The organism is Hymenobacter qilianensis (assembly GCF_014489555.1).
Classification (GTDB): Bacteria; Bacteroidota; Bacteroidia; order Cytophagales; family Hymenobacteraceae; genus Hymenobacter; species Hymenobacter qilianensis.
Genome location: NZ_CP060784.1, coordinates 4,008,833 through 4,028,088 on the forward strand (window position 1 = coordinate 4,008,833; position 19,256 = coordinate 4,028,088).

The window sequence follows — 19,256 nt, forward strand, 5'->3', positions numbered from 1 at the left end:
TGAGCAATCAGCGGGAAAGTCACTGTTGGCTGATGCTCATTATTAATTACTAATTGCTCATTACTAATTAAATCAAAGTGCCCAGTCACACCGAGGAAAATTATTTGAAAGCCATTTATAAGCTGTCGGAAGCACAGCCCGGCGTGGAGGTGAGCACCAACCGCATCGCCGAAGTGCTTCAGACACGCCCTGCCTCGGTGACCGATATGCTGCGCCGCCTCGGCGAAAAAGGACTGTTGCACTACGAGCGCTACCGTGGCGTATCGCTCACCCACGATGGGCGGCGAGTGGCGCTGCTCACCATCCGCAAGCACCGGCTTTGGGAAGTTTTCCTGGTGAATAAGCTCGGCTTCAATTGGGATGAGGTGCACGACGTGGCCGAGGAGATGGAACACCTGCAGTCCCCGCTGCTTATGCGCCGCCTCGACGAGTTCCTAGGCTTTCCTCAACTCGATCCGCATGGTGACCCCATCCCTGCCGAAGACGGCGCGATTATTCGGCCGCAGCACCGACTCGTGTCAGACTTGAAGCCCGGCGAAGAAGGTACCGTTATGGCCGTCAAAAACACTTCCGTGCCCTTCCTGCAATACCTCGACAAAGCAGGCCTGAGCTTAGGAGCGAGAATTGAAGTACTGGATAAAGTAACCTTTGATAATTCATTGGAAATCAGAATAAACAACAACAAGGTAACGCTAATATCCAACGAGATAAGCTGCAACTTATTCGTAGCTGACTAAGTTAAATCCGGCATCAGGCTGCGGAAACCGGCGCTGTAAATTTGCCCCCCAGTACTCCCATTTATGTTGCTGCCTCCCGCCCTTTCCGATACCATCATTGCCTTGTCGACGCCGCCGGGCGCGGGGGCTATTGCAGTCATTCGCCTCTCCGGACCGGCGGCATTCTCACTTACCGACGGCTTATTTCGCGGCAAAACTCTCGCTGATCAACCTAGCCACACCCTGCACTATGGCACCTTACGCGAGTCCGATGGCCGCATCTTTGATGAGGTAGTCGTTTCCTTATTTCGGGGCCCAAATTCCTATACCCGCGAGGATGTGGTAGAGATAAGCTGCCACGGCTCCGACTACATCGTGCAGCAGGTACTGGCCGCCTTCACGCGGCGCGGCGCCCGCTTAGCCGAGGCCGGCGAGTTCACCAAGCGCGCCTTCCTGAACGGTGCCTTCGATCTGGCCCAGGCCGAGGCTGTTGCTGATCTGATTGCGGCCGACTCGGCTTTGTCGCATCAGGTAGCCATGCAGCAGATGCGGGGGGGCTTTTCGCGGGAACTGCGCGACCTGCGCGCCCGACTGGTTCAGTTTGCGGCCCTGCTGGAACTGGAGTTGGACTTCGGCGAAGAAGACGTGGAGTTTGCCGACCGCACTGGTCTGGTCGCGCTGCTGGAAGAAGTGCAGGCATTGGTACGTCGGCTGCTTCGTTCATTTGAGCTGGGCAACGTTATCAAAAACGGGGTTATCACGGTCATTGCCGGCCGGCCCAACGCGGGCAAATCTACCCTGCTCAACGCCTTGCTAAATGAGGAACGCGCCATCGTATCGGCAGTGGCCGGCACCACCCGCGACCTGATCGAAGATGAGGTCAGCATCGAAGGCATTCGCTTCCGCTTCGTGGATACGGCTGGTCTGCGTGAGACAACGGACGAGGTTGAATCTATCGGAGTAGAGCGCACTCGCCAGCGGGTAAAGCAAGCGGCACTATTGCTTTATCTGTTTGATTTAACGACCAGTACCCCAACCGAAGTTAAAGCAGAGATTGAAGCTCTAAACCCTGGGGGGCAAATTCCGATGCTCGCTGTTGGCAATAAACGTGACGTTGCTTCCGAGGCCCAATTACATGCTTTCAGCCACCAGCCGAATACCGTGCTTATTGCCGCCAATAAGGGCGAAGGCCTTGACGAGCTGCGCGCGGATCTGCTGGCCCACGCCCGCGGCACTGGCCTCGACCAAACGGGCGCGTCAACCATCGTCACTAATTTGCGACATGCCCGCAGTCTCGAAAAAACCAATGCTGCCCTGGATGCCGTTTTGGTTGGACTGGCTACCGGCGCGGGGACTGAGTTGGTGGCCGCTGATCTGCGTCAGGCCCTAGCGGCGCTGGGTGAGATTACGGGCGAAATATCTTCAGATGATTTACTGACCAGCATTTTCACTCAGTTCTGTATCGGAAAATAGCTGATTATTTCTGCGCTTTCGGGTTCCAAGCCTCTGAATCGGATAAAACCGCGTCTGGGGGGCAAATTGCCTGTTTTGAACTGAACAACATAAGTCGCCGAGTTGTAGTATAGTGTTGAAACACCGATTATCCTTTCCGGCTTGCTAGTTATTCTTTAGTTTCGCCCCGCAACCACCCTCTAACCCACGCTTATGGCAGAGTCTGCTGAACTTATCCTCGACGGTAAATCCATTTCTTTACCCGTCATTGAAGGCACCGAGAACGAAAAAGCATTTGATATTGGCAAGCTGCGTGATCAGACGGGTTATGTAACCCTCGATTCAGGCTACAAGAACACCGGCGCCACCAAGAGCGCCATTACCTTCCTCGATGGCGAAGAAGGTATCCTGCGCTACCGTGGCTATCCAATTGAGCAGCTGGCCGAGCGGTCCAACTTCCTGGAAGTAGCTTACTTGCTGATCTACGGCTCTTTACCGACGCAAACGGAGCTGGACAACTTTGCTCACCAGATCACGACTCACACGCTGGTGCATGAAGACGTGCGCAAGATATTCGACGGCTTTCCGTCGGCGGCCCACCCTATGGGCATCCTGTCCAGCCTGATTTGCTCCTTGACTGCTTTTTACCCAAAGAGCCTTGACCCAAATCAAAGCCCTGAGGAAACCAATCTGAATATTATTCGCCTGATTGCCAAAATCTCGACGATTGCGGCTTGGTCGTATAAGAATTCGGTAGGTCACCCGCTCAACTACCCCCGCAACGACCTAGACTATTGCTCGAACTTCCTATACATGATGTTCGCCTTCCCTACGGAGAAGTACGAAATCAACCCAGTAGTCGTAAGTGCGCTGAATAAACTGCTCATCCTGCACGCCGACCACGAGCAAAACTGCTCAACATCTACGGTGCGCCTGGTAGGCTCGGCTAATGCCAGCTTATACGGCTCTGTTTCGGCCGGTGTGAACGCCCTATGGGGCCCTCTGCACGGCGGAGCCAACCAAGAGGTAATGGAGATGCTGGAGGCCATTCAGCAGGACGGCGGCAACACTCAGAAGTGGGTGGATAAAGCCAAGGATAAGAACGATTCCTTCCGCCTGATGGGCTTTGGCCACCGCGTGTACAAGAACTTTGACCCACGCGCTAAAATCATCAAGAAAGCCGCCGATGACGTGCTCAAGGCATTGGGTATTGATGATCCGCTGCTCAAAATCGCTCAGGAGCTGGAGCAAGCCGCCCTCACCGATCCATATTTCGTTGAGCGCAAGCTGTATCCGAACGTTGACTTCTATTCCGGTATCATCTACCGCGCTATCGGTATCCCAACGGAGATGTTTACCGTGCTCTTTGCTATGGGCCGTCTGCCCGGCTGGATTGCCCAGTGGAAGGAGATGCGTGAAAACAAGGAGCCAATCGGTCGCCCCCGCCAGATTTACACCGGCGAGCTGGAGCGCGATTATGTCGGCATCGAGCAGCGCTAGTTGAGCCAGACTTATTCTAGCCTCACAAAAAAGCCCCCAGAATCGTCTGGGGGCTTTTTTATGACTGTTTAAAAGAAGAACTGTTAGCGTTAGTTCTTCACCGCCGTCATTGTGGTCTTAGCCTGGTTGTAAGCTACCATTTGCTTAGGCCACAGGATGGCAGCTAAGTCCCACTCATAGTGCGACTGCACTTCAGCCAAGTACTGGTCGAGAGCAGCCGGATCAGCTGACAGGCGGGTTTTGGCCTCCTCCATCTCGGCGAGCATTTGGAGGTTCAAACGCTTAACCTTCACATACTGACCTTCATCGAGGCGCACTCTCTGAGCCATCTGACGAGTTAGCTGAGTGGCCCGCGCATTCAGAGATGTTCCGTTGTCAGCCAGCGCGGTAAAAGACAGCGTTGAAGCCATGCTGATCATGACAAAAACCAAAGTATAGATTCTTTTCATAAAAGGAGGGATTTGAAGGTGAAACAGATCGGTTTAGTACGACTATTCTGCCATGGGCCAAAATGCTGCTGAGCGCTCTTTGGCTGCTGACTATTAGAACACCTAAATATAAACCGATTTAAATTAAAATCAACACATTTTCTTACTTAATTAATATTTATACGAATACGATATTAATTAGCTAATAATAACTAGCGTTTATGAAGCAGCGAAAACACTGCCCCATCCGGTTGATTTATGTTCAAACTTGATAGTGAAGCTTGAAAACAGCCCACTCATAACAAGCTGTTTTCAAGCTGGCAAAACTGTCTAAAACCAAGATTAGTCAGCAGCATTCATCAACGCCGTCATGCTACTACGCGACTGCTGATACATAGCGAACTGATTGGAGCGCATTACTCTGGCAAGCGCTACATCATATTCGATCTGAACTTCAGCCATTTTCTGATCTAAGCTCAACGGATCGGCCGCATAGCGAACCTTCAAGGCGTCCATGTCAGAGAGCATCTTTACGTTGAGCTGTTTCACTTTCAAGTACTGGCCCTCATCTAACCGTGCCTTATTGGCAATAGCGCGGGTGAGTGTAGTAGCCCGAGCTTGAATAGCTGTTGATTCGTCGGCTGCTGAGGCATTCGAAGAGGCTCCCTGTAGGCACAGGATTAAACAAGCAAAAAAGTATACTTTTTTCATAATGGTAGGTAAATGAGGTGAAAGTGGAAAATGAACATTTAGCGGGTTTTACATGGTGATCCAGCTACGATACGTGGCTGGCCACTGTAGTACCACGTCTCAAATGTATATGGAAATATTTAAAAAAAAACATAATTTTTATAACTATTCTATTGTTGTACTTTTACTACAATCTATTAATTATCTCATTAGCAGATATTTAATTATTCTGTAAGCAAGCAATACTGCAACACAAAAAACCCTGACTTTTATAAAAGTCAGGGTCATTTTTGAACTATTTCTGTCCGGAAACTTAGAGTATTCTAAACTCTATACGTCTGTTTTGTTGGCGATGGATATCTGAATCGTTCGGTTGGAGAGGCTTCGTTTCGCCATACCCCTTAAAGCGTAGCCGGCTAGCCTTCACTTCATTTGCCACCAAATAATTATACACAGCTTTTGCCCGATTTTGCGATAAAACCATGTTGTCACTGTCAGCTCCTACATCATCCGTATGTCCCGAAATCTCTACTTCTATATCCTTATACTGACGCATAAACTGTATCAAGCGGTTTAGCTCCGTTCGTGATTTGGGCTTGAGGTTGTACTGGTTGGTATCGAAAAACAAGTTGTTCAGCACAATGCTACGTCCGGCCTTTACGGGCTCCAGATAAATATCCAGAGTAAGCGGATCAAAGCGTCGCTTGTCGGTATAGTCGAAGCTCAAGCTCTTCATCAGATACTTATCTGCCACGGCATACATCGCGTATTGGCGCCCTTCGTTAAGCACCACAGTGTAGTCACCGGATTCGCTATCGGAGGTTACATACTGCACCAGCTCATCGGTTTGCAGATCATACAGCTGTACATCTGCCCGCAGAGGCTTTTTGGTAGTTGCATCGAATACGCGGCCCTGCGTGTAGGTGCTGGTTTCGCGGGCCCGCACTTCGGCTGGCACTTCGAACCCGAATAACTCAACCGGGCGGTCGCGCTCCTGCTTTACTCCCGGCTCTGTGGCACGGGAGCGAGAACAAAAGCCGCGGCGGTTGTCGGATGTAATAAAAAGGGAAGCTTCATTTTCGAAGGTATTCAACGGATAACCCAGGTTGCGGGGCTCGCTCCAACGGCCGGGGGCTTGCATTTCACAGCGGTACACATCTAAGCCCCCCATACCAACAAGGCCATCAGTAACATAGTACAGCGTAGTGCCGCTGGCATGTATAAAAGGTGCCATATCCTTTCCGGGCGTATTTACGGGCTCTCCCACGTTCCGAGCTACACTCCAGGTGTCATCGGGCTGAAGATTAGTCACGTAAATGTCTTCCTGACCTTTGCCTCCCCGGCGGGTTGAGGTATAGTACAAAGTTCGCCCATCGGCCGAGAGCGTAGGCTGCGAGTCCCACTCCGGCGAGTTTACGTTGCGACCTAGGTTTACAGGCTTGCTCCAGTTGTTGCCGGTGCGGCGCGAGATGTACAAATCGCAGCTGCCTACGGAGCCAGGCCGGTCGCAGGAGGTGAACACGAGCGTTTTGCCATCGCCGGAAATCGTGCTGGCTCCTTCGTTATAAGGCGTGTTAATAAGCGGAGAAATAGATACAGGCTGCCCGAACGACCCATCATCATTACGCTTGGCAATAAAGAGGTTCTCATCGCTCGTTTCCTCAGCGGTAGGCCGAATGGTATAAAGCAGGAAGCGATTATCGGCAGTAAGAGCCGGAAAGTACTGAAACCTATAAGTGTTCAACGGCTCGCCCAACCGCTCCGGTGTCATACCTACCGGATTGGCCATGGCCTTTATCGCAAAGTCACAGTTGTTAAGCTGACGTTGGGCCCTGGCCAGGTTTTTTTGGCTCTTGGGGGCCAATTTAAGGTAGGTCTTATAACTAGTTGAGGCTGTTTGGTAATCACCAAAAGTCATAGCCAGTTCCCCCAGGGTATAATAGTCGGCGGAACGCGTGGGGCTGGGGGGCAATTTTGCCAAGCCTGCTCGGTACGCCTCGAAGGCTGCCTGGTTTTCGCCCATAGCCTTGAGCAGGGAACCTTTCAGGACAAATGGCTCGCCCTGAGATGGAAACTTGTCATTAAGGATTGAAAGCGTTTCGAGGGCTTTCGTAAAATCCCGCTCTTTGGCCTGTTCCTGAGCTTTCTCAAATAGGTGGCGGGCCTTCGTATTTGTGGTGGAGAGTTTGGCTTGCGCCACCGCAACGGTCGTAGGAATGATAGCACCCACTAACAGCATCAACAGCACGAAAACAGGTAGCAAACGGCGCATAAGCAGAAGCTGGAAGCTACGGGATATCGAGGTATTTATGCGTCTGTAAAGACACCTGCCACTGTGGGTTTTGCTTTACATAGTCCACAATAAGTGAGGTCATCTGTGCGGCGCGGCTCCATTCGGGTTGCAGGTACAGGCGGGTGTGCGTGCCTACTTGCGCGGCGTGCTCTTCAGCCCATGCAAAATCACTCTTGTTGAACACAACTACCTTCAATTCATGAGCCAATTGTAGCACTGAAGGCAATGGAGACTTGAATTTTTTGGGCGAAACGCAAATCCAGTCCCAATCGCCGGTTAGCGGATACGCACCTGATGTTTCGAGCCAGGTTTGGCAGCCGGCTTCTTTCAGCGTAGCCGTAAGCTGCGTTAAGTCGTGCATCAAGGGTTCGCCACCCGTCACTACCACGTTGCGGCCGGGGTGCTGCTTCACCGCCGCGACCATATCAGCCAACTCAACGCGTGGGTGTTGACTAGCATCCCACGACTCCTTCACATCGCACCAGTGGCACCCTACATCGCAGCCGCCCAGGCGAATAAAATAAGCGGCCCGGCCTGTGTTATAGCCTTCTCCCTGAATGGTATAGAACTGCTCCATCAAGGGCAGCGCGGCATGCATAGGCGCCACCGACGCCGAGCCGGCCATAAGGGGAATTGTGTGCAGCAAAACAGTAAAATATGGTAAAATAAAAAGTAAGCCAGGCCCACGGCCCGGATGCTCAAACGCTATTGCGCTCGTCTTCCGTTCCGCGTACCCACTTTTAAAAGTAGTATAACCACCCGGACTTTAAAAGCTTTATTTCAGCAGAATAGGATTCTACCGGGCGTATATTTCTCCTTTGGCGGCCCGTAATGTATTGAGCAAGAGCATAGCAATCGTCATTGGTCCTACCCCACCTGGTACGGGCGTGATGTAAGAGGTCTTAGGTGCTACACCAGCAAAATCGACGTCACCCTTCAGCGTAAACCCTGACTTCTTGCTAGCATCAGCCACACGGGTAGTACCCACATCAATTACAATAGCGCCCGGCCGCACCATGTCAGCCGTCACGAACTCAGGTCGGCCAATCGCAGCCACCACGATGTCGGCAGTGCGAACAATCTCGGCCAGGTTGCGAGTGCGAGAGTGACATAAAGTAACAGTGCAGTTTCCCGTATCTAAGTTTTTAGCAAGCAGAATACTAACAGGCGTACCCACAATGTTGCTACGACCAATAACCACGCAATGCTGGCCGCTAGTTTCGATGCCGTAGCGGCTGAGTAGCTCTACGATTCCTGACGGTGTAGCCGGCAACAAGGAAGGCAACCCCGCCACCATACGCCCGATATTCATGGGGTGAAATCCGTCCACGTCCTTCTCCGGCTTAATGGTTTCGATAACCTTGTCAGCAGAGATGTGAGCTGGAAGTGGCAGTTGCACGATGAAGCCATCGATGCGGTCATCGTGGTTGAGTTCCTCAACTTTCGCTAGCAGCTCCGCTTCGGTAATGTCGTCCTCATAGCGCAACAGCGTGCTCTCGAAGCCGACTCGCTCGCAGGCCAGCACCTTGTTGCGCACGTAGGTTTCGGAGCCGCCGTCGTGGCCGACCAGAATAGCGGCCAAATGGGGAATTTTGCCCCCACGGCCTTTATCTTTTCAACCTCGGCGGCAATTTCTACTTTAATGTCTTCGGCGGTTTTCTTGCCGTCGATGAGTTTGTAGCTCGTAGCTTCGGGGGCAGTGGTCATGCGAATATCAGCGAGGTTATTCTGGTGAAACAGTCTTGGTCTTGCGTGACTCGTTGTGGGCAGCAATAGCGGCGGCGCCGGACTCCTGAAGCTCCTTCTCCATCGTGGGCCAATCGTCGCGCCACCGGAACTTGCGCTCTTGTCCTTTGATAATCTTGTCTAGCTGTACTTCAGTGGTACAGTTCTCGGTGAGTTTGTTAGCCATTGGTTTGAAGGTTTCATACAACGGCTTGTCAGGAAGTGTATGGGTGAAAAATGAAGTAAGCAAGCATAAAAAACGCGCCCCATGAGGCGCGTTTCAATCTTTAATCAGTCGAGTTTCAGTACGGCCAGGAAGGCTTCCTGTGGAATTTCCACGGAGCCCACTGAGCGCATCCGCTTCTTGCCTTCCTTCTGCTTTTCGAGCAGCTTGCGCTTGCGGCTGATGTCGCCGCCGTAGCACTTGGCAATTACGTTTTTGCGCAGGGCCTTCACCGTTTCGCGGGCAATAATCTTCTGGCCAATACTGGCTTGAATGGCAATGTCGAACATCTGGCGCGGGAGCAGCTCACGGAGCTTTTCGCAGATGCGCTTGCCCCACTCGTAGCTCTTGGAGCGGTGCACGATGGCCGACAAGGCATCTACTTTTTCACCGTTTAGCATGATGTCGAGCTTTACCATGTCCGACTCGCGGAAGCCAATCAGCTCATAGTCAAGCGAAGCATAGCCGCGGCTGATGGTTTTAAGCTTGTCGAAGAAATCGAACACGATTTCCGACAGCGGCAGCTCAAAGTTCATTTCTACCCGCTCGGAAGTCAGGTAGCTCTGGCCTTTAATGATGCCGCGCTTTTCCATGCACAGCGTAATAATGGCCCCCACGTAGTCGGCAGCCGTAATAATCTGAGCTTTGATAAAGGGCTCCTCAATGTGCTTGATCAGGTTCGGCTCCGGCATTTCGGAGGGCGCGTTGATGGTCAGCAATTGATCTTTGGTACCCGTGGCGTGAAACTGTACGCTGGGCACGGTGGTAATCACGGTCATGTTGAACTCCCGCTCCAAGCGCTCCTGCACAATTTCCATGTGCAGCATGCCCAAAAAGCCACAGCGGAAACCGAAGCCCAGAGCCGCAGAGGTTTCGGGCTCCCATACCAACGAGGCGTCATTGAGCTGGAGCTTTTCCATGCACGAGCGCAGCTCTTCGTACTCGGTGGTGTCCACGGGGTAAATGCCGGCAAATACCATCGGCTTCACGTCGGCAAAGCCGTGAATGGCTTCCTGCGTGGGCCTAGCAACGTGCGTAATCGTGTCGCCGACCTTTACCTCGCGGGCTTCTTTGATACCCGAAATCAGGTAGCCTACGTTTCCGGCACCCATTTCCTGGCGCGGCTCCTGGTTGAGGCCCAGAATTCCGATTTCATCGGCGCCGTATTCCTTGCCGGTGGCCATGAAGCGGAGCTTGTCGCCCTTGCGCATAGTGCCATTCTTGATGCGGAACAGAACCTCAATGCCACGGTAGGAATTGAAAACGGAGTCAAAGATAAGGGCTTGCAGCGGGGCTTCAGGGTCGCCTTTGGGCGCCGGAATCCGCTCGCAGATGGCGTTCAGAATAGCTTCAATGCCGATACCAGATTTGCCGGAAGCGGGGATAATATCGGCCCGGTCGCAGCCGATGAGGTCCACGATTTCGTCGCTAACCTCTTCGGGCATGGAGTGAGGCAAGTCGATCTTATTAAGCACCGGAATGATTTCCAGATCGGCTCCGATAGCCAGGTACAGGTTGGAAATCGTTTGAGCTTCAATACCTTGCGACGAGTCAACGATAAGCAAAGCGCCTTCGCAGGCGGCAATGGAGCGGCTTACTTCGTAGCTAAAATCGACGTGGCCGGGCGTGTCAATCAGGTTGAGCGTGTACACTTCCCCTTTGTAGGGGTACTGCATCTGGATGGCGTGGCTCTTGATGGTGATGCCCCGCTCCCGCTCCAGGTCCATGTTGTCGAGTAGCTGAGCCTGCATGTCGCGCTTAGAAACAGTGCTGGTGAATTCGAGCAAGCGGTCAGCCAGGGTACTTTTCCCGTGGTCGATGTGGGCGATGATGCAGAAATTGCGGATATGCTTCACTGGCGAGGGTTTTACGACTACAAAGGTAGGCAACGAGGGGCGGAAAAGCTATCTGAGCGCCGTAACCGGCCCCGAGGATAGCAGTAAGCAAGCTAGGGGGCAAATAGATAACGAAAGCTCGACTATTTAGCCTCAGGACCCTGAAGCCTGATTCATTGGTGCTAAATCCAGTGGCACCCAGGCAGAATCCATCCCTACTATCCTCTCATTTCATACCCACATCATCTCATTCTAGTTCATTGGGTATGACAAATGCCCAGAAATACTGTTGTTAGAGTAGTCAAACTATTCTAACCTCAACACCTCTCCATGAGCATTACCCTCAAGCAAGCCCAACAAGCCCTCACCGCCGCCCACGAAGCAGCCGTGCAGCACAACGTAAAAATGAACATTGCCATCGTGGATAGCGGCGCCAACCTCGTGACCTTCCTGCGTATGGACGACGCCTGGCTCGGCTCGCTCGACATCTCGATTAAGAAAGCCAAAACCGCCCGCTTCTTCGATATGAACACCGGCGAAATCGGCAAGCTTTCTCAGCCCGGCGGCCCGCTTTATAATATCGAACACTCCAATAATGGACTAATAACCTTCCCCGGCGGCATCCCGATCAGAAATAATCAAGGCGCGGTAATCGGCGCTATAGGCGTATCGGGCGACACCGTGGAGAACGATCATACGGTAGCCCAGGCCGGTGCCGACGCCGTGCAGGCAGTGAAGGAATAACACGTAGCCTTGACCTGATAATCAGCGAAAAAGCCCCCCAAGCCTGTATTTCTTACGCTGGGGGCTTTTTTGCTCTTTGTTCGATTACTCCAAGCTGGCGCGGAGCTTCTGGCGGCGGCATCCAATCTCCACCTCCAAAACCAACCTTTATAACTATGGCAGACAATCGCGGCGTCGTGTACCTGGGGCCGGGCAAAGTTGAAGTGCAAAGCATCGACTTTCCCAAGCTGAAGAACCCCAAGGGGCGCACCATCACTCACGGGGTGATTTTGAAAGTAGTATCTACCAACATCTGCGGCTCCGACCAGCACATGGTACGCGGCCGGACCACGGCACCCGCCGGCCTGGTGCTGGGCCATGAGATAACCGGCGAGGTCATTGAAACCGGGGCCGATGTAGAGTTTCTGAAGAAAGGTGACCTGGTGTCGGTACCATTCAACGTGGCTTGCGGGCGCTGCCGGACCTGCAAGGAAATGAAAACCGGCATCTGCCTGACCGTAAACGAAGGCCGCGCCGGCGGCGCCTACGGCTACGTGGATATGGGTGGCTGGGTCGGCGGGCAGGCCGAGTACGTGATGGTGCCCTACGCCGATTTCAACCTGCTCAAGTTTCCGAATAAGGATCAGGCCATGGAGAAAATCCGCGACCTGACCATGCTCAGCGACATTTTCCCGACGGGTTTCCACGGTGCTTTGAAAGCTGGCGTTGGGCCCGGCACCACGGTGTACATTGCGGGTGCCGGCCCGGTGGGCTTAGCCGCGGCCGCTTCGGCGCAACTGTTGGGGGCGGCCGTGGTGATTGTGGGCGATATGAACAAAGCTCGCCTGGCCCACGCCCGCTCCTTCGGCTGCGAAACCGTGGACTTGACCCTCGACGCCACGCTCACGGAGCAAATCACCCAGATTCTGGGCATGCCCGAGATTGACTGCGCCGTCGATTGCGTGGGCTTTGAGGCCAGCGGCCACGGCTCCGATTCCAAGAAGGAAGTACCGGCCGCCGTGCTCAACTCCCTCATGGAAATCACCCGCGCCGGGGGCTCCATCGGCATTCCCGGCCTGTATGTAACCGAAGACCCCGGCGCGGCCGACAAAGCCGCTCAAAAGGGCAGCCTTTCCATTCGCTTTGGCTTAGGCTGGGCCAAAAGTCACTCTTTCCACACCGGCCAAACGCCCGTAATGAGCTACAACCGCCAGCTCATGCAGGCTATTTTGTACGATAAAGTACAGATTGCGAAGGCCGTGAACGTGGAGATTATTACCCTCGACCAAGCTCCGGAAGGCTACGCCGAGTTTGACAGCGGAGTGGCCAAGAAGTTTGTTATCAACCCGCACAACCTGATCCCGGCATAAGGCGGTTAGTTCAGTTAGCACAAGCTCACCTAAAAAAGCCCCCGGATACATTCTGGGGGCTTTTTTTATTAAAACGGAAGCTGAGTAAACATCAGCAGAGGGCAAGCACAACTTAACCTCCCAGCTGGGGTGGCGTATCAAAGTGGGTAAATGGTCTGGTTTTTCTCACTTTACCTCACTCCCATTATGAGCCTTACCTTAAATCCAGCGGCCGTCCAATTTGCCAAGCGCCTTATTGAAGACGGCCATTATAAGAACGACCAAGCTCATTGGGGTGAGCACAACCCTAATACCAACGCCCAAAATAACTACCTCAGCAAGCACGAAATAGAGGAGTACGGTCAGTGGCACCTGGGCCTGGATATGAGTAAAGCGGAGGACACCAAAGGCCGCTACCACTTTCCCTACGGCGACTTCAAAACCGTGCACCGCGACGGCCTGATTGCGGCCAAAGAGCGCGCCGCCCAGCAAGGCTACACCGATATTGAAAAAGCGGCTGACGAACTGCTGCAAACGCTGGAGGCGAAGGCGGCCAAGTAAGCAGGGGCTTTTTCCGCGCACATTTTGCGTACTTTTAGCTTATGCGTAATCCATTTGAATCAGGCGCCATACTTCTGGGGGGCTCTTATCTAGAGCGCATGACTGACGACGAGTTTTTCGACTTCTGTCAGCAGCACCCCGACCTGCGCATTGAGCGCACGGCCAACCACGAAATCGTCATTATGTCGCCCACTGGCAGCCGCTCCGGCAAACGCAACGCCCGCCTCACTTTTTTACTGGGCAAATGGTGTGAACAGCATTCCCAGCTCGGAGAATACTTCGACTCAAACACTGGATTCACCCTCCCCGATGGCTCCGTGCTCTCGCCGGATGCTTCTTGGGTTTCAGCGGCCAAATGGAATGCTCTGACCGTGGAGCAACAAGATAAATTCGCGCCGGTCTGCCCGGAATTTGTAGTGGAGTTGAAGTCGGCCACTGATTCCACGAAAACGCTGCAAGACAAAATGCTGAACTGGCTCAGCAACGGTGCCCAACTAGCGTGGCTAATTGTACCGGAAACCGAAACCGCCTATATCTACCGCCCCGGCCAGTCGGATCCGGATGTTGTACAAGGCTTTGACAACGAGCTCTCCGGTGAAACCGTGCTGCCGGGGTTTCGGCTGCGGCTAACGGAGCTGCGGTAAGTTCGCCACCATTGCGTAATTCTTAAGTAGAATCAAAACTAGATGGATGAACCAAATTCAGCTCCTACACCTGAAGTTGTTACTCGCGTACTGGAAACACTAGATTTTAAATTACCAGATTGGTACATAAACGAGCTTTCAAAGACTCATGATCTTGTCTTCGATTTTGAAGACGGAAAGTATTTAGAATTGTGGCCAATCGTTGAGGTACTTGAACTGAATCGGGCTTACAATGCCGATGAGTTCTATCTAAACTTTATTCTGATAGGAACTGATGGAGGTGGCGAAGCTTGTGCAATCGAAAAGCAAAGTGGAAGCGTTTACTTTATCCCTTATATCGGTTGTCTTCCTGATGATGCTATCTATGTAGGAAAGTCGCTTAAGGATCTGATTGAATACTTACAAGTGCCTTGGTAACAAAGAGCCCCCGCTACCGCGCCGGGGCTTTTTTCGTACCTTAGCCCCTCTTACCCCACCCCATTCCACCCGCTATGCAAGTTGCTCCAGTAGCTCCCTATAAACCAAAGCATCACATCCGCATTGTGACGGCGGCGGCCCTGTTCGACGGCCACGACGCGGCCATCAACGTTATGCGCCGCATCATTCAGAGCAGCGGTGCCGAAGTCATTCACCTGGGCCACAACCGCTCCGTGCAGGAAATTGTGGACTGCGCCATTCAGGAAGATGCTCAGGCCATTGCCATTACCTCCTACCAAGGCGGCCACAACGAGTACTTCAAGTACATGCACGACCTGCTGAAGGAGCGCGGCGCGGGCCACGTGCGCATCTTCGGCGGCGGCGGCGGCGTGATTCTGCCCAGCGAAATTGCCGAGTTGCAAGCCTACGGAATTGAGCGCCTCTACTCGCCCGACGACGGCCGCGCTATGGGTTTGCAAGGCATGATTAATGACCTCTTGCAGCGCTGCGACTTCCCGACGGGCCAGAACCTGAACGGTGAGGTAAGCCACGTAAAAGAAAAAGACGCCCGCAGCATTGGTCGTCTGATTTCGGCCGCCGAAAACTTCCCCGAGGAGTTTGAGCGCGTGAAGAGTCAGCTCGTCGCCGAGTTTCAGCAGCAAGAAAAAGCCCCCCACAGCGGCAACGGCGCCACCCAGCAAGCTGGCAGCAGCGACACAGAAGTAGCAACGCGCACCGCTCCTATCCTTGGTATTACGGGTACGGGTGGTGCGGGTAAGTCGAGCTTGGTAGATGAGCTGGTGCGGCGCTTTCTGATGGACTTCCCCGAGAAGACGATTGCCATTATTTCCGTAGACCCCAGCAAGCGCAAAACCGGTGGGGCTCTGCTTGGCGACCGGATTCGGATGAACTCCATCAACTCGCCGCGGGTGTACATGCGCAGCCTAGCTACGCGCCAGAGCAACCTCGCCCTGAGCAAGTACGTGCAGGATGCCGTGGACGTGGTGCGCGCCGCCAACTACGACCTCATCATCCTCGAAACCAGCGGCATCGGCCAGTCCGACACCGAAATCATCGAGCACTCCGACGCCAGCCTCTATGTAATGACGCCGGAGTACGGCGCGGCCACCCAGCTTGAGAAGATCGACATGCTGGACTTCGCCGACGTTATTGCTCTCAACAAATTCGACAAGCGCGGCGCCCTCGACGCGCTGCGCGACGTGCGTAAGCAGTACCAGCGCAACCACGGCCTCTGGGACCAGCCCCTGGACTCGCTGCCCGTGTTTGGCACCATCGCTTCGCAGTTCAATGACCCCGGCATGAACCGCCTGTACCGGGCCGTGCTGAGCATGTTGGAGAAGAAAACGGGGGCCACATTTGCCTCCCAGCTCGCTACCACCACGGAGGATTCAGAGAAGATTTACATCATTCCGCCCCACCGCACGCGTTACTTATCTGAAATCGCTGAAACCAACCGCAACTATGATATTTGGGTACAGAAGCAAGCCGAAGTGGCCCAGCAGCTTTACGGCCTCGACCAAAGCCTCAACGCCGTTAGAAGCCTCCAGTCCGGCGGATCTCGTGCCGGCAGCGGGAGCAGCAGCAACGGAACCGACCCCGGATCACTCGTGGCCGGTTTGGAGAGCACATTCCAGGAAATCAAGCTCCGGCTCGATGGTCAGAACTGGAAAATCCTGGAGACCTGGCCGCAGAAGGTAGCCGCCTACAAGGCCCCCGAGTTCATCTTTAAGGTGCGCGACAAGGAAATTCGCATCCAGACGCACACCCAAAGCTTGTCGGGCCAGCAGATTCCGAAAGTGAGCATGCCTCGCTTCACGGCTTGGGGTGACTTGCTGCGCTGGCAGCTCCAGGAAAACGTGCCCGGCGAGTTTCCTTACACGGCCGGCGTGTTTCCGTTTAAGCGCGAGGGCGAAGACCCCACCCGTATGTTTGCGGGCGAAGGTGGCCCCGAGCGTACCAACCGGCGCTTCCACTACGTGAGCATGGGCCTTCCCGCCAAGCGCCTGAGCACGGCCTTCGACTCGGTGACGCTCTACGGCGAAGACCCCGACCACCGGCCCGATATCTACGGCAAAATCGGTAACGCCGGGGTGAGCATCTGCTGCCTCGACGACGCCAAGAAGCTGTACTCCGGCTTCAACCTGGCCAACCCCAGCACGTCGGTGTCCATGACCATCAATGGCCCGGCCGCTCATTTAGCCGCGTTCTTCATGAATGCCGCCATCGACCAGCAGTGCGAGCTTTATATAAAGGAGCACGGGCTGGAGCAGGAAGTTGAAGCCAAGATCAACCAGATTTATCAGGAGAAAGGCGTGGTACGCCCTAGCTACCAGGGCGAGTTGCCCGCCGGCAACGACGGCCTCGGCCTGATGCTGCTCGGCGTGACCGGCGACCAGGTTTTGCCCCCCGATGTGTACGCCACCATTAAAGCGCGCACCCTGAGCCAGGTGCGCGGCACCGTGCAGGCCGATATTCTGAAGGAAGACCAGGCCCAGAACACCTGCATCTTCAGCACCGAGTTTGCCCTGCGCCTCATGGGCGACGTGCAGGAGTACTTTATTAAGGAGAAGGTTCGCAACTTCTACTCGGTGAGTATTTCGGGCTACCACATTGCGGAGGCCGGCGCCAACCCCATCACCCAGTTGGCCCTGACCCTGAGCAACGGCTTCACCTTCGTGGAGTACTACGTGAGCCGCGGCATGGACGTGAACGACTTCGCGCCAAACCTGAGCTTCTTTTTCTCCAACGGCATCGACCCCGAGTACGCGGTTATTGGCCGCGTGGCGCGCCGCATTTGGGCCAAGGCCATGAAGCTGAAGTACAACGCCAACGCCCGGAGCCAGATGTTGAAGTACCACATCCAGACGTCGGGCCGCAGCCTGCACGCCCAGGAAATCGACTTCAACGATATCCGCACCACGTTGCAGGCCCTCTACGCCATTTACGACAACTGCAACTCCCTGCATACCAACGCTTACGATGAAGCCATCACCACGCCCACCGAGGAATCGGTGCGCCGGGCCATGGCTATTCAGCTCATCATCAACCGGGAGTTGGGCTTGGCCAAAAACGAGAACCCGCTGCAAGGCTCCTTCATCATTGAGGAGCTAACCGACCTGGTGGAAGAAGCGGTGCTGCTGGAGTTTGACCGCATCACGGAGCGCGGCGGCGTGCTGGGCGCCATGGAAACCATGTACCAGCGCGGCAAGATTCAGGAGGAAAGCCTGCACTACGAGATGCTCAAGCACACGGGCGAGTACCCCATCATCGGCGTGAACACTTTCCTCTCCTCCAAAGGCTCGCCCACGGTGCTGCCCGCCGAGGTTATCCGTGCTACGGAAGAGGAAAAGCAGTATCAAATAGCTATGCTCAACAACCTCCACGCCCGCAACGAAGGCACCACGGAGCAGCGCCTGAAGCAGCTACAACAAGTAGCCGTGCAGAATGGCAACCTGTTCGAGGAGCTAATGGAAACGGTGAAGTTCTGCTCGCTGGGGCAGATTACGAATGCCCTGTTTGAGGTTGGGGGGCAATATCGACGGAATATGTAAAAGATCGTAACGTTTTAGGTATACATTATAGGCTAATGCAACTATCGGACCCCCGGTTGCATTAGCCTATCATTATTTTAATGTTTCTATGAAAAGCTTTCGAAGATCAATTTTTTTCACAAAAGCTCCGTTGGGCGGCTATTACAGATATCAAGATATTTTTCAAGTTTTCCCAATGGATTTTGAAAGAACTCCTAAAAATAAATTACAAAGACATTTCCCTAATATATTAGAATATTGGATCGATGAAAATGATAAAGTCACTAAATTATTTGGTGATGACGATGAAGATTACGACGACAATGGATTAATGAATGAGTTAGCAACCTTGACTGCTACAACAATTACCAAGGAGGAGAAAATACTTTCTTTGCTGACCACTTTTACAAACAATATATTTTTTACCTATAAAGGAATTGATGGTTCTTGGGGTATGCCCACTGACAACACTATACCAAGAGAAGATCTAAATTCCGCATCATCTAAATGGTCTATGGGTATATTTTTTTATCCAGGCATGCCTGATGACTTAAAAATAAGCGGATTTACTGAGATAACTATTAACCCTATTCAAACAGTAGACTACCCTGATTACTATCTTGACCAGCCTCACTTAGACTCTGATTGGTACACAGATATACAGTTTCCATCTATACTTGATTACTTACTTGATTCCTATTTTAATTTAGAGGGAAATGCAGCTAATTCAGTTAATGCTGCTATTTCTTATACAGCATCTGCCGTTGAATTATTTAATACAAGAAAAACGCTTTCTTTATTATCCTCTTTTACGTCTTTAGAAACCATGGTCAATCTTGAATACGATGGAGTTGACCCATGTAGATGTCGAGAGTGTGGACAGCAAAGATTTAGTATATCCAAAAAATTTAGAGACTATCTATTAAAGTATATCGGCGACACGCAGTCAAATAAGAAAAAATTCAATAAATATTATGCCTTAAGATCTAAAATCGTACATACAGGCAAACAACTCCAAAGCGAATTATTATTTGCAGATGTTGAGCAAACAATCAGACATGAAGAATTAATTACTAGAACTGAAATTCTACAGCTCGGAAAGCTATCTATAATCAATTGGCTTTTAGAGAATTAATTTAAATAACTCAC

16 protein-coding genes and 1 pseudogene are annotated in these 19,256 nt (G+C 52.9%); 10 read left to right on the plus strand and 7 right to left on the minus strand.

All coding sequences use genetic code 11. The features are described 5' to 3' along the window. Positions 1–77: 77 nt before the first annotated feature. From H9L05_RS18105 to H9L05_RS18115, 3 genes are all read left to right on the plus strand, one after another. On the plus strand, positions 78–737 hold the full coding sequence (locus tag H9L05_RS18105) for a metal-dependent transcriptional regulator (RefSeq protein WP_187732105.1): 660 nt from the start codon (positions 78–80) through the stop codon (positions 735–737). A 63-nt stretch (positions 738–800) separates the two neighbouring features. Next, positions 801–2,189, plus strand: a complete 1,389-nt coding sequence (gene mnmE, locus H9L05_RS18110) for a tRNA uridine-5-carboxymethylaminomethyl(34) synthesis GTPase MnmE (protein WP_187732106.1) — start codon at positions 801–803, stop codon at positions 2,187–2,189. A 192-nt stretch (positions 2,190–2,381) separates the two neighbouring features. Beyond that, positions 2,382–3,668 carry a citrate synthase gene (locus tag H9L05_RS18115; RefSeq protein ID WP_133272990.1) on the plus strand — a complete coding sequence of 429 codons (1,287 nt, stop codon included), beginning with the start codon at positions 2,382–2,384 and terminating at the stop codon, positions 3,666–3,668. Positions 3,669–3,757: 89 nt separating this feature from the next. On the opposite strand, the gene H9L05_RS18120 is transcribed toward H9L05_RS18115, so the two are convergent. From H9L05_RS18120 to lepA, 7 genes and pseudogenes are all read right to left on the minus strand, one after another. Beyond that, entirely contained in the window at positions 3,758–4,117 is a 360-nt protein-coding gene (locus H9L05_RS18120) for a hypothetical protein (protein ID WP_187732107.1), read from the minus strand. Positions 4,118–4,438: 321 nt separating this feature from the next. Further along, complete coding sequence (locus tag H9L05_RS18125) at positions 4,439–4,807, minus strand: hypothetical protein (protein WP_187732108.1); 369 nt, start codon at positions 4,805–4,807, stop codon at positions 4,439–4,441. 292 nt (positions 4,808–5,099) lie between these two features. Beyond that, positions 5,100–7,058, minus strand: coding sequence for an OmpA family protein (locus H9L05_RS18130; RefSeq protein WP_187732109.1), 1,959 nt, complete (start codon positions 7,056–7,058; stop codon positions 5,100–5,102). Positions 7,059–7,074: 16 nt separating this feature from the next. Continuing rightward, on the minus strand, positions 7,075–7,677 hold the full coding sequence (locus H9L05_RS18135; protein ID WP_223284980.1) for a 7-carboxy-7-deazaguanine synthase QueE: 603 nt from the start codon (positions 7,675–7,677) through the stop codon (positions 7,075–7,077). Positions 7,678–7,875: 198 nt separating this feature from the next. Then, positions 7,876–8,786, minus strand: a pseudogene (locus H9L05_RS18140) (bifunctional 5,10-methylenetetrahydrofolate dehydrogenase/5,10-methenyltetrahydrofolate cyclohydrolase). A 16-nt stretch (positions 8,787–8,802) separates the two neighbouring features. Continuing rightward, complete coding sequence (locus H9L05_RS18145) at positions 8,803–8,991, minus strand: hypothetical protein (protein ID WP_187732110.1); 189 nt, start codon at positions 8,989–8,991, stop codon at positions 8,803–8,805. Positions 8,992–9,095: 104 nt separating this feature from the next. Next, positions 9,096–10,883 carry a translation elongation factor 4 gene (gene lepA / locus H9L05_RS18150; protein WP_187732111.1) on the minus strand — a complete coding sequence of 596 codons (1,788 nt, stop codon included), beginning with the start codon at positions 10,881–10,883 and terminating at the stop codon, positions 9,096–9,098. 309 nt (positions 10,884–11,192) lie between these two features. Here lepA and H9L05_RS18155 point away from each other — a divergent pair, with 309 nt between their 5' ends. The 7 genes from H9L05_RS18155 to H9L05_RS18185 all read left to right on the plus strand — a co-directional run bounded on the left by H9L05_RS18155 (position 11,193) and on the right by H9L05_RS18185 (position 19,242). Next, entirely contained in the window at positions 11,193–11,606 is a 414-nt protein-coding gene (locus H9L05_RS18155; protein WP_187732112.1) for a GlcG/HbpS family heme-binding protein, read from the plus strand. Positions 11,607–11,761: 155 nt separating this feature from the next. Further along, positions 11,762–12,955, plus strand: coding sequence for a formaldehyde dehydrogenase, glutathione-independent (gene fdhA / locus H9L05_RS18160; protein WP_187732113.1), 1,194 nt, complete (start codon positions 11,762–11,764; stop codon positions 12,953–12,955). Positions 12,956–13,141: 186 nt separating this feature from the next. Then, positions 13,142–13,495 carry a hypothetical protein gene (locus H9L05_RS18165; RefSeq protein WP_187732114.1) on the plus strand — a complete coding sequence of 118 codons (354 nt, stop codon included), beginning with the start codon at positions 13,142–13,144 and terminating at the stop codon, positions 13,493–13,495. Between the two features lie 41 nt (positions 13,496–13,536). Beyond that, complete coding sequence (locus H9L05_RS18170; protein ID WP_223284549.1) at positions 13,537–14,139, plus strand: Uma2 family endonuclease; 603 nt, start codon at positions 13,537–13,539, stop codon at positions 14,137–14,139. A gap of 42 nt (positions 14,140–14,181) precedes the next feature. Continuing rightward, positions 14,182–14,556, plus strand: coding sequence for an SMI1/KNR4 family protein (locus H9L05_RS18175; RefSeq protein WP_187732115.1), 375 nt, complete (start codon positions 14,182–14,184; stop codon positions 14,554–14,556). Between the two features lie 74 nt (positions 14,557–14,630). Then, a complete protein-coding gene (locus H9L05_RS18180) occupies positions 14,631–18,128 on the plus strand; it encodes a methylmalonyl-CoA mutase family protein (RefSeq protein WP_187732116.1) in 3,498 nt (1,165 codons plus the stop codon). Positions 18,129–18,216: 88 nt separating this feature from the next. Continuing rightward, positions 18,217–19,242: a HEPN domain-containing protein gene (locus H9L05_RS18185; RefSeq protein ID WP_187732117.1), complete on the plus strand. Its 1,026-nt coding sequence runs from the start codon at positions 18,217–18,219 to the stop codon at positions 19,240–19,242. Positions 19,243–19,256 lie beyond the last annotated feature (14 nt).

Coding starts and splice junctions, on each gene's coding strand:
- H9L05_RS18115 (WP_133272990.1), top strand. CDS start 2,382: ATGGCAGAGTCTGCTGAACTTATCCTCGACGGTAAATCCATTTCTTTA.
- H9L05_RS18170 (WP_223284549.1), top strand. CDS start 13,537: ATGCGTAATCCATTTGAATCAGGCGCCATACTTCTGGGGGGCTCTTAT.
- H9L05_RS18120 (WP_187732107.1), bottom strand. CDS start 4,117: ATGAAAAGAATCTATACTTTGGTTTTTGTCATGATCAGCATGGCTTCA.
- H9L05_RS18185 (WP_187732117.1), top strand. CDS start 18,217: ATGAAAAGCTTTCGAAGATCAATTTTTTTCACAAAAGCTCCGTTGGGC.
- mnmE (WP_187732106.1), top strand. CDS start 801: ATGTTGCTGCCTCCCGCCCTTTCCGATACCATCATTGCCTTGTCGACG.
- H9L05_RS18165 (WP_187732114.1), top strand. CDS start 13,142: ATGAGCCTTACCTTAAATCCAGCGGCCGTCCAATTTGCCAAGCGCCTT.
- H9L05_RS18145 (WP_187732110.1), bottom strand. CDS start 8,991: ATGGCTAACAAACTCACCGAGAACTGTACCACTGAAGTACAGCTAGAC.
- H9L05_RS18130 (WP_187732109.1), bottom strand. CDS start 7,058: ATGCGCCGTTTGCTACCTGTTTTCGTGCTGTTGATGCTGTTAGTGGGT.
- fdhA (WP_187732113.1), top strand. CDS start 11,762: ATGGCAGACAATCGCGGCGTCGTGTACCTGGGGCCGGGCAAAGTTGAA.
- H9L05_RS18125 (WP_187732108.1), bottom strand. CDS start 4,807: ATGAAAAAAGTATACTTTTTTGCTTGTTTAATCCTGTGCCTACAGGGA.
- H9L05_RS18135 (WP_223284980.1), bottom strand. CDS start 7,677: ATGCATGCCGCGCTGCCCTTGATGGAGCAGTTCTATACCATTCAGGGA.
- H9L05_RS18155 (WP_187732112.1), top strand. CDS start 11,193: ATGAGCATTACCCTCAAGCAAGCCCAACAAGCCCTCACCGCCGCCCAC.
- H9L05_RS18175 (WP_187732115.1), top strand. CDS start 14,182: ATGGATGAACCAAATTCAGCTCCTACACCTGAAGTTGTTACTCGCGTA.
- H9L05_RS18180 (WP_187732116.1), top strand. CDS start 14,631: ATGCAAGTTGCTCCAGTAGCTCCCTATAAACCAAAGCATCACATCCGC.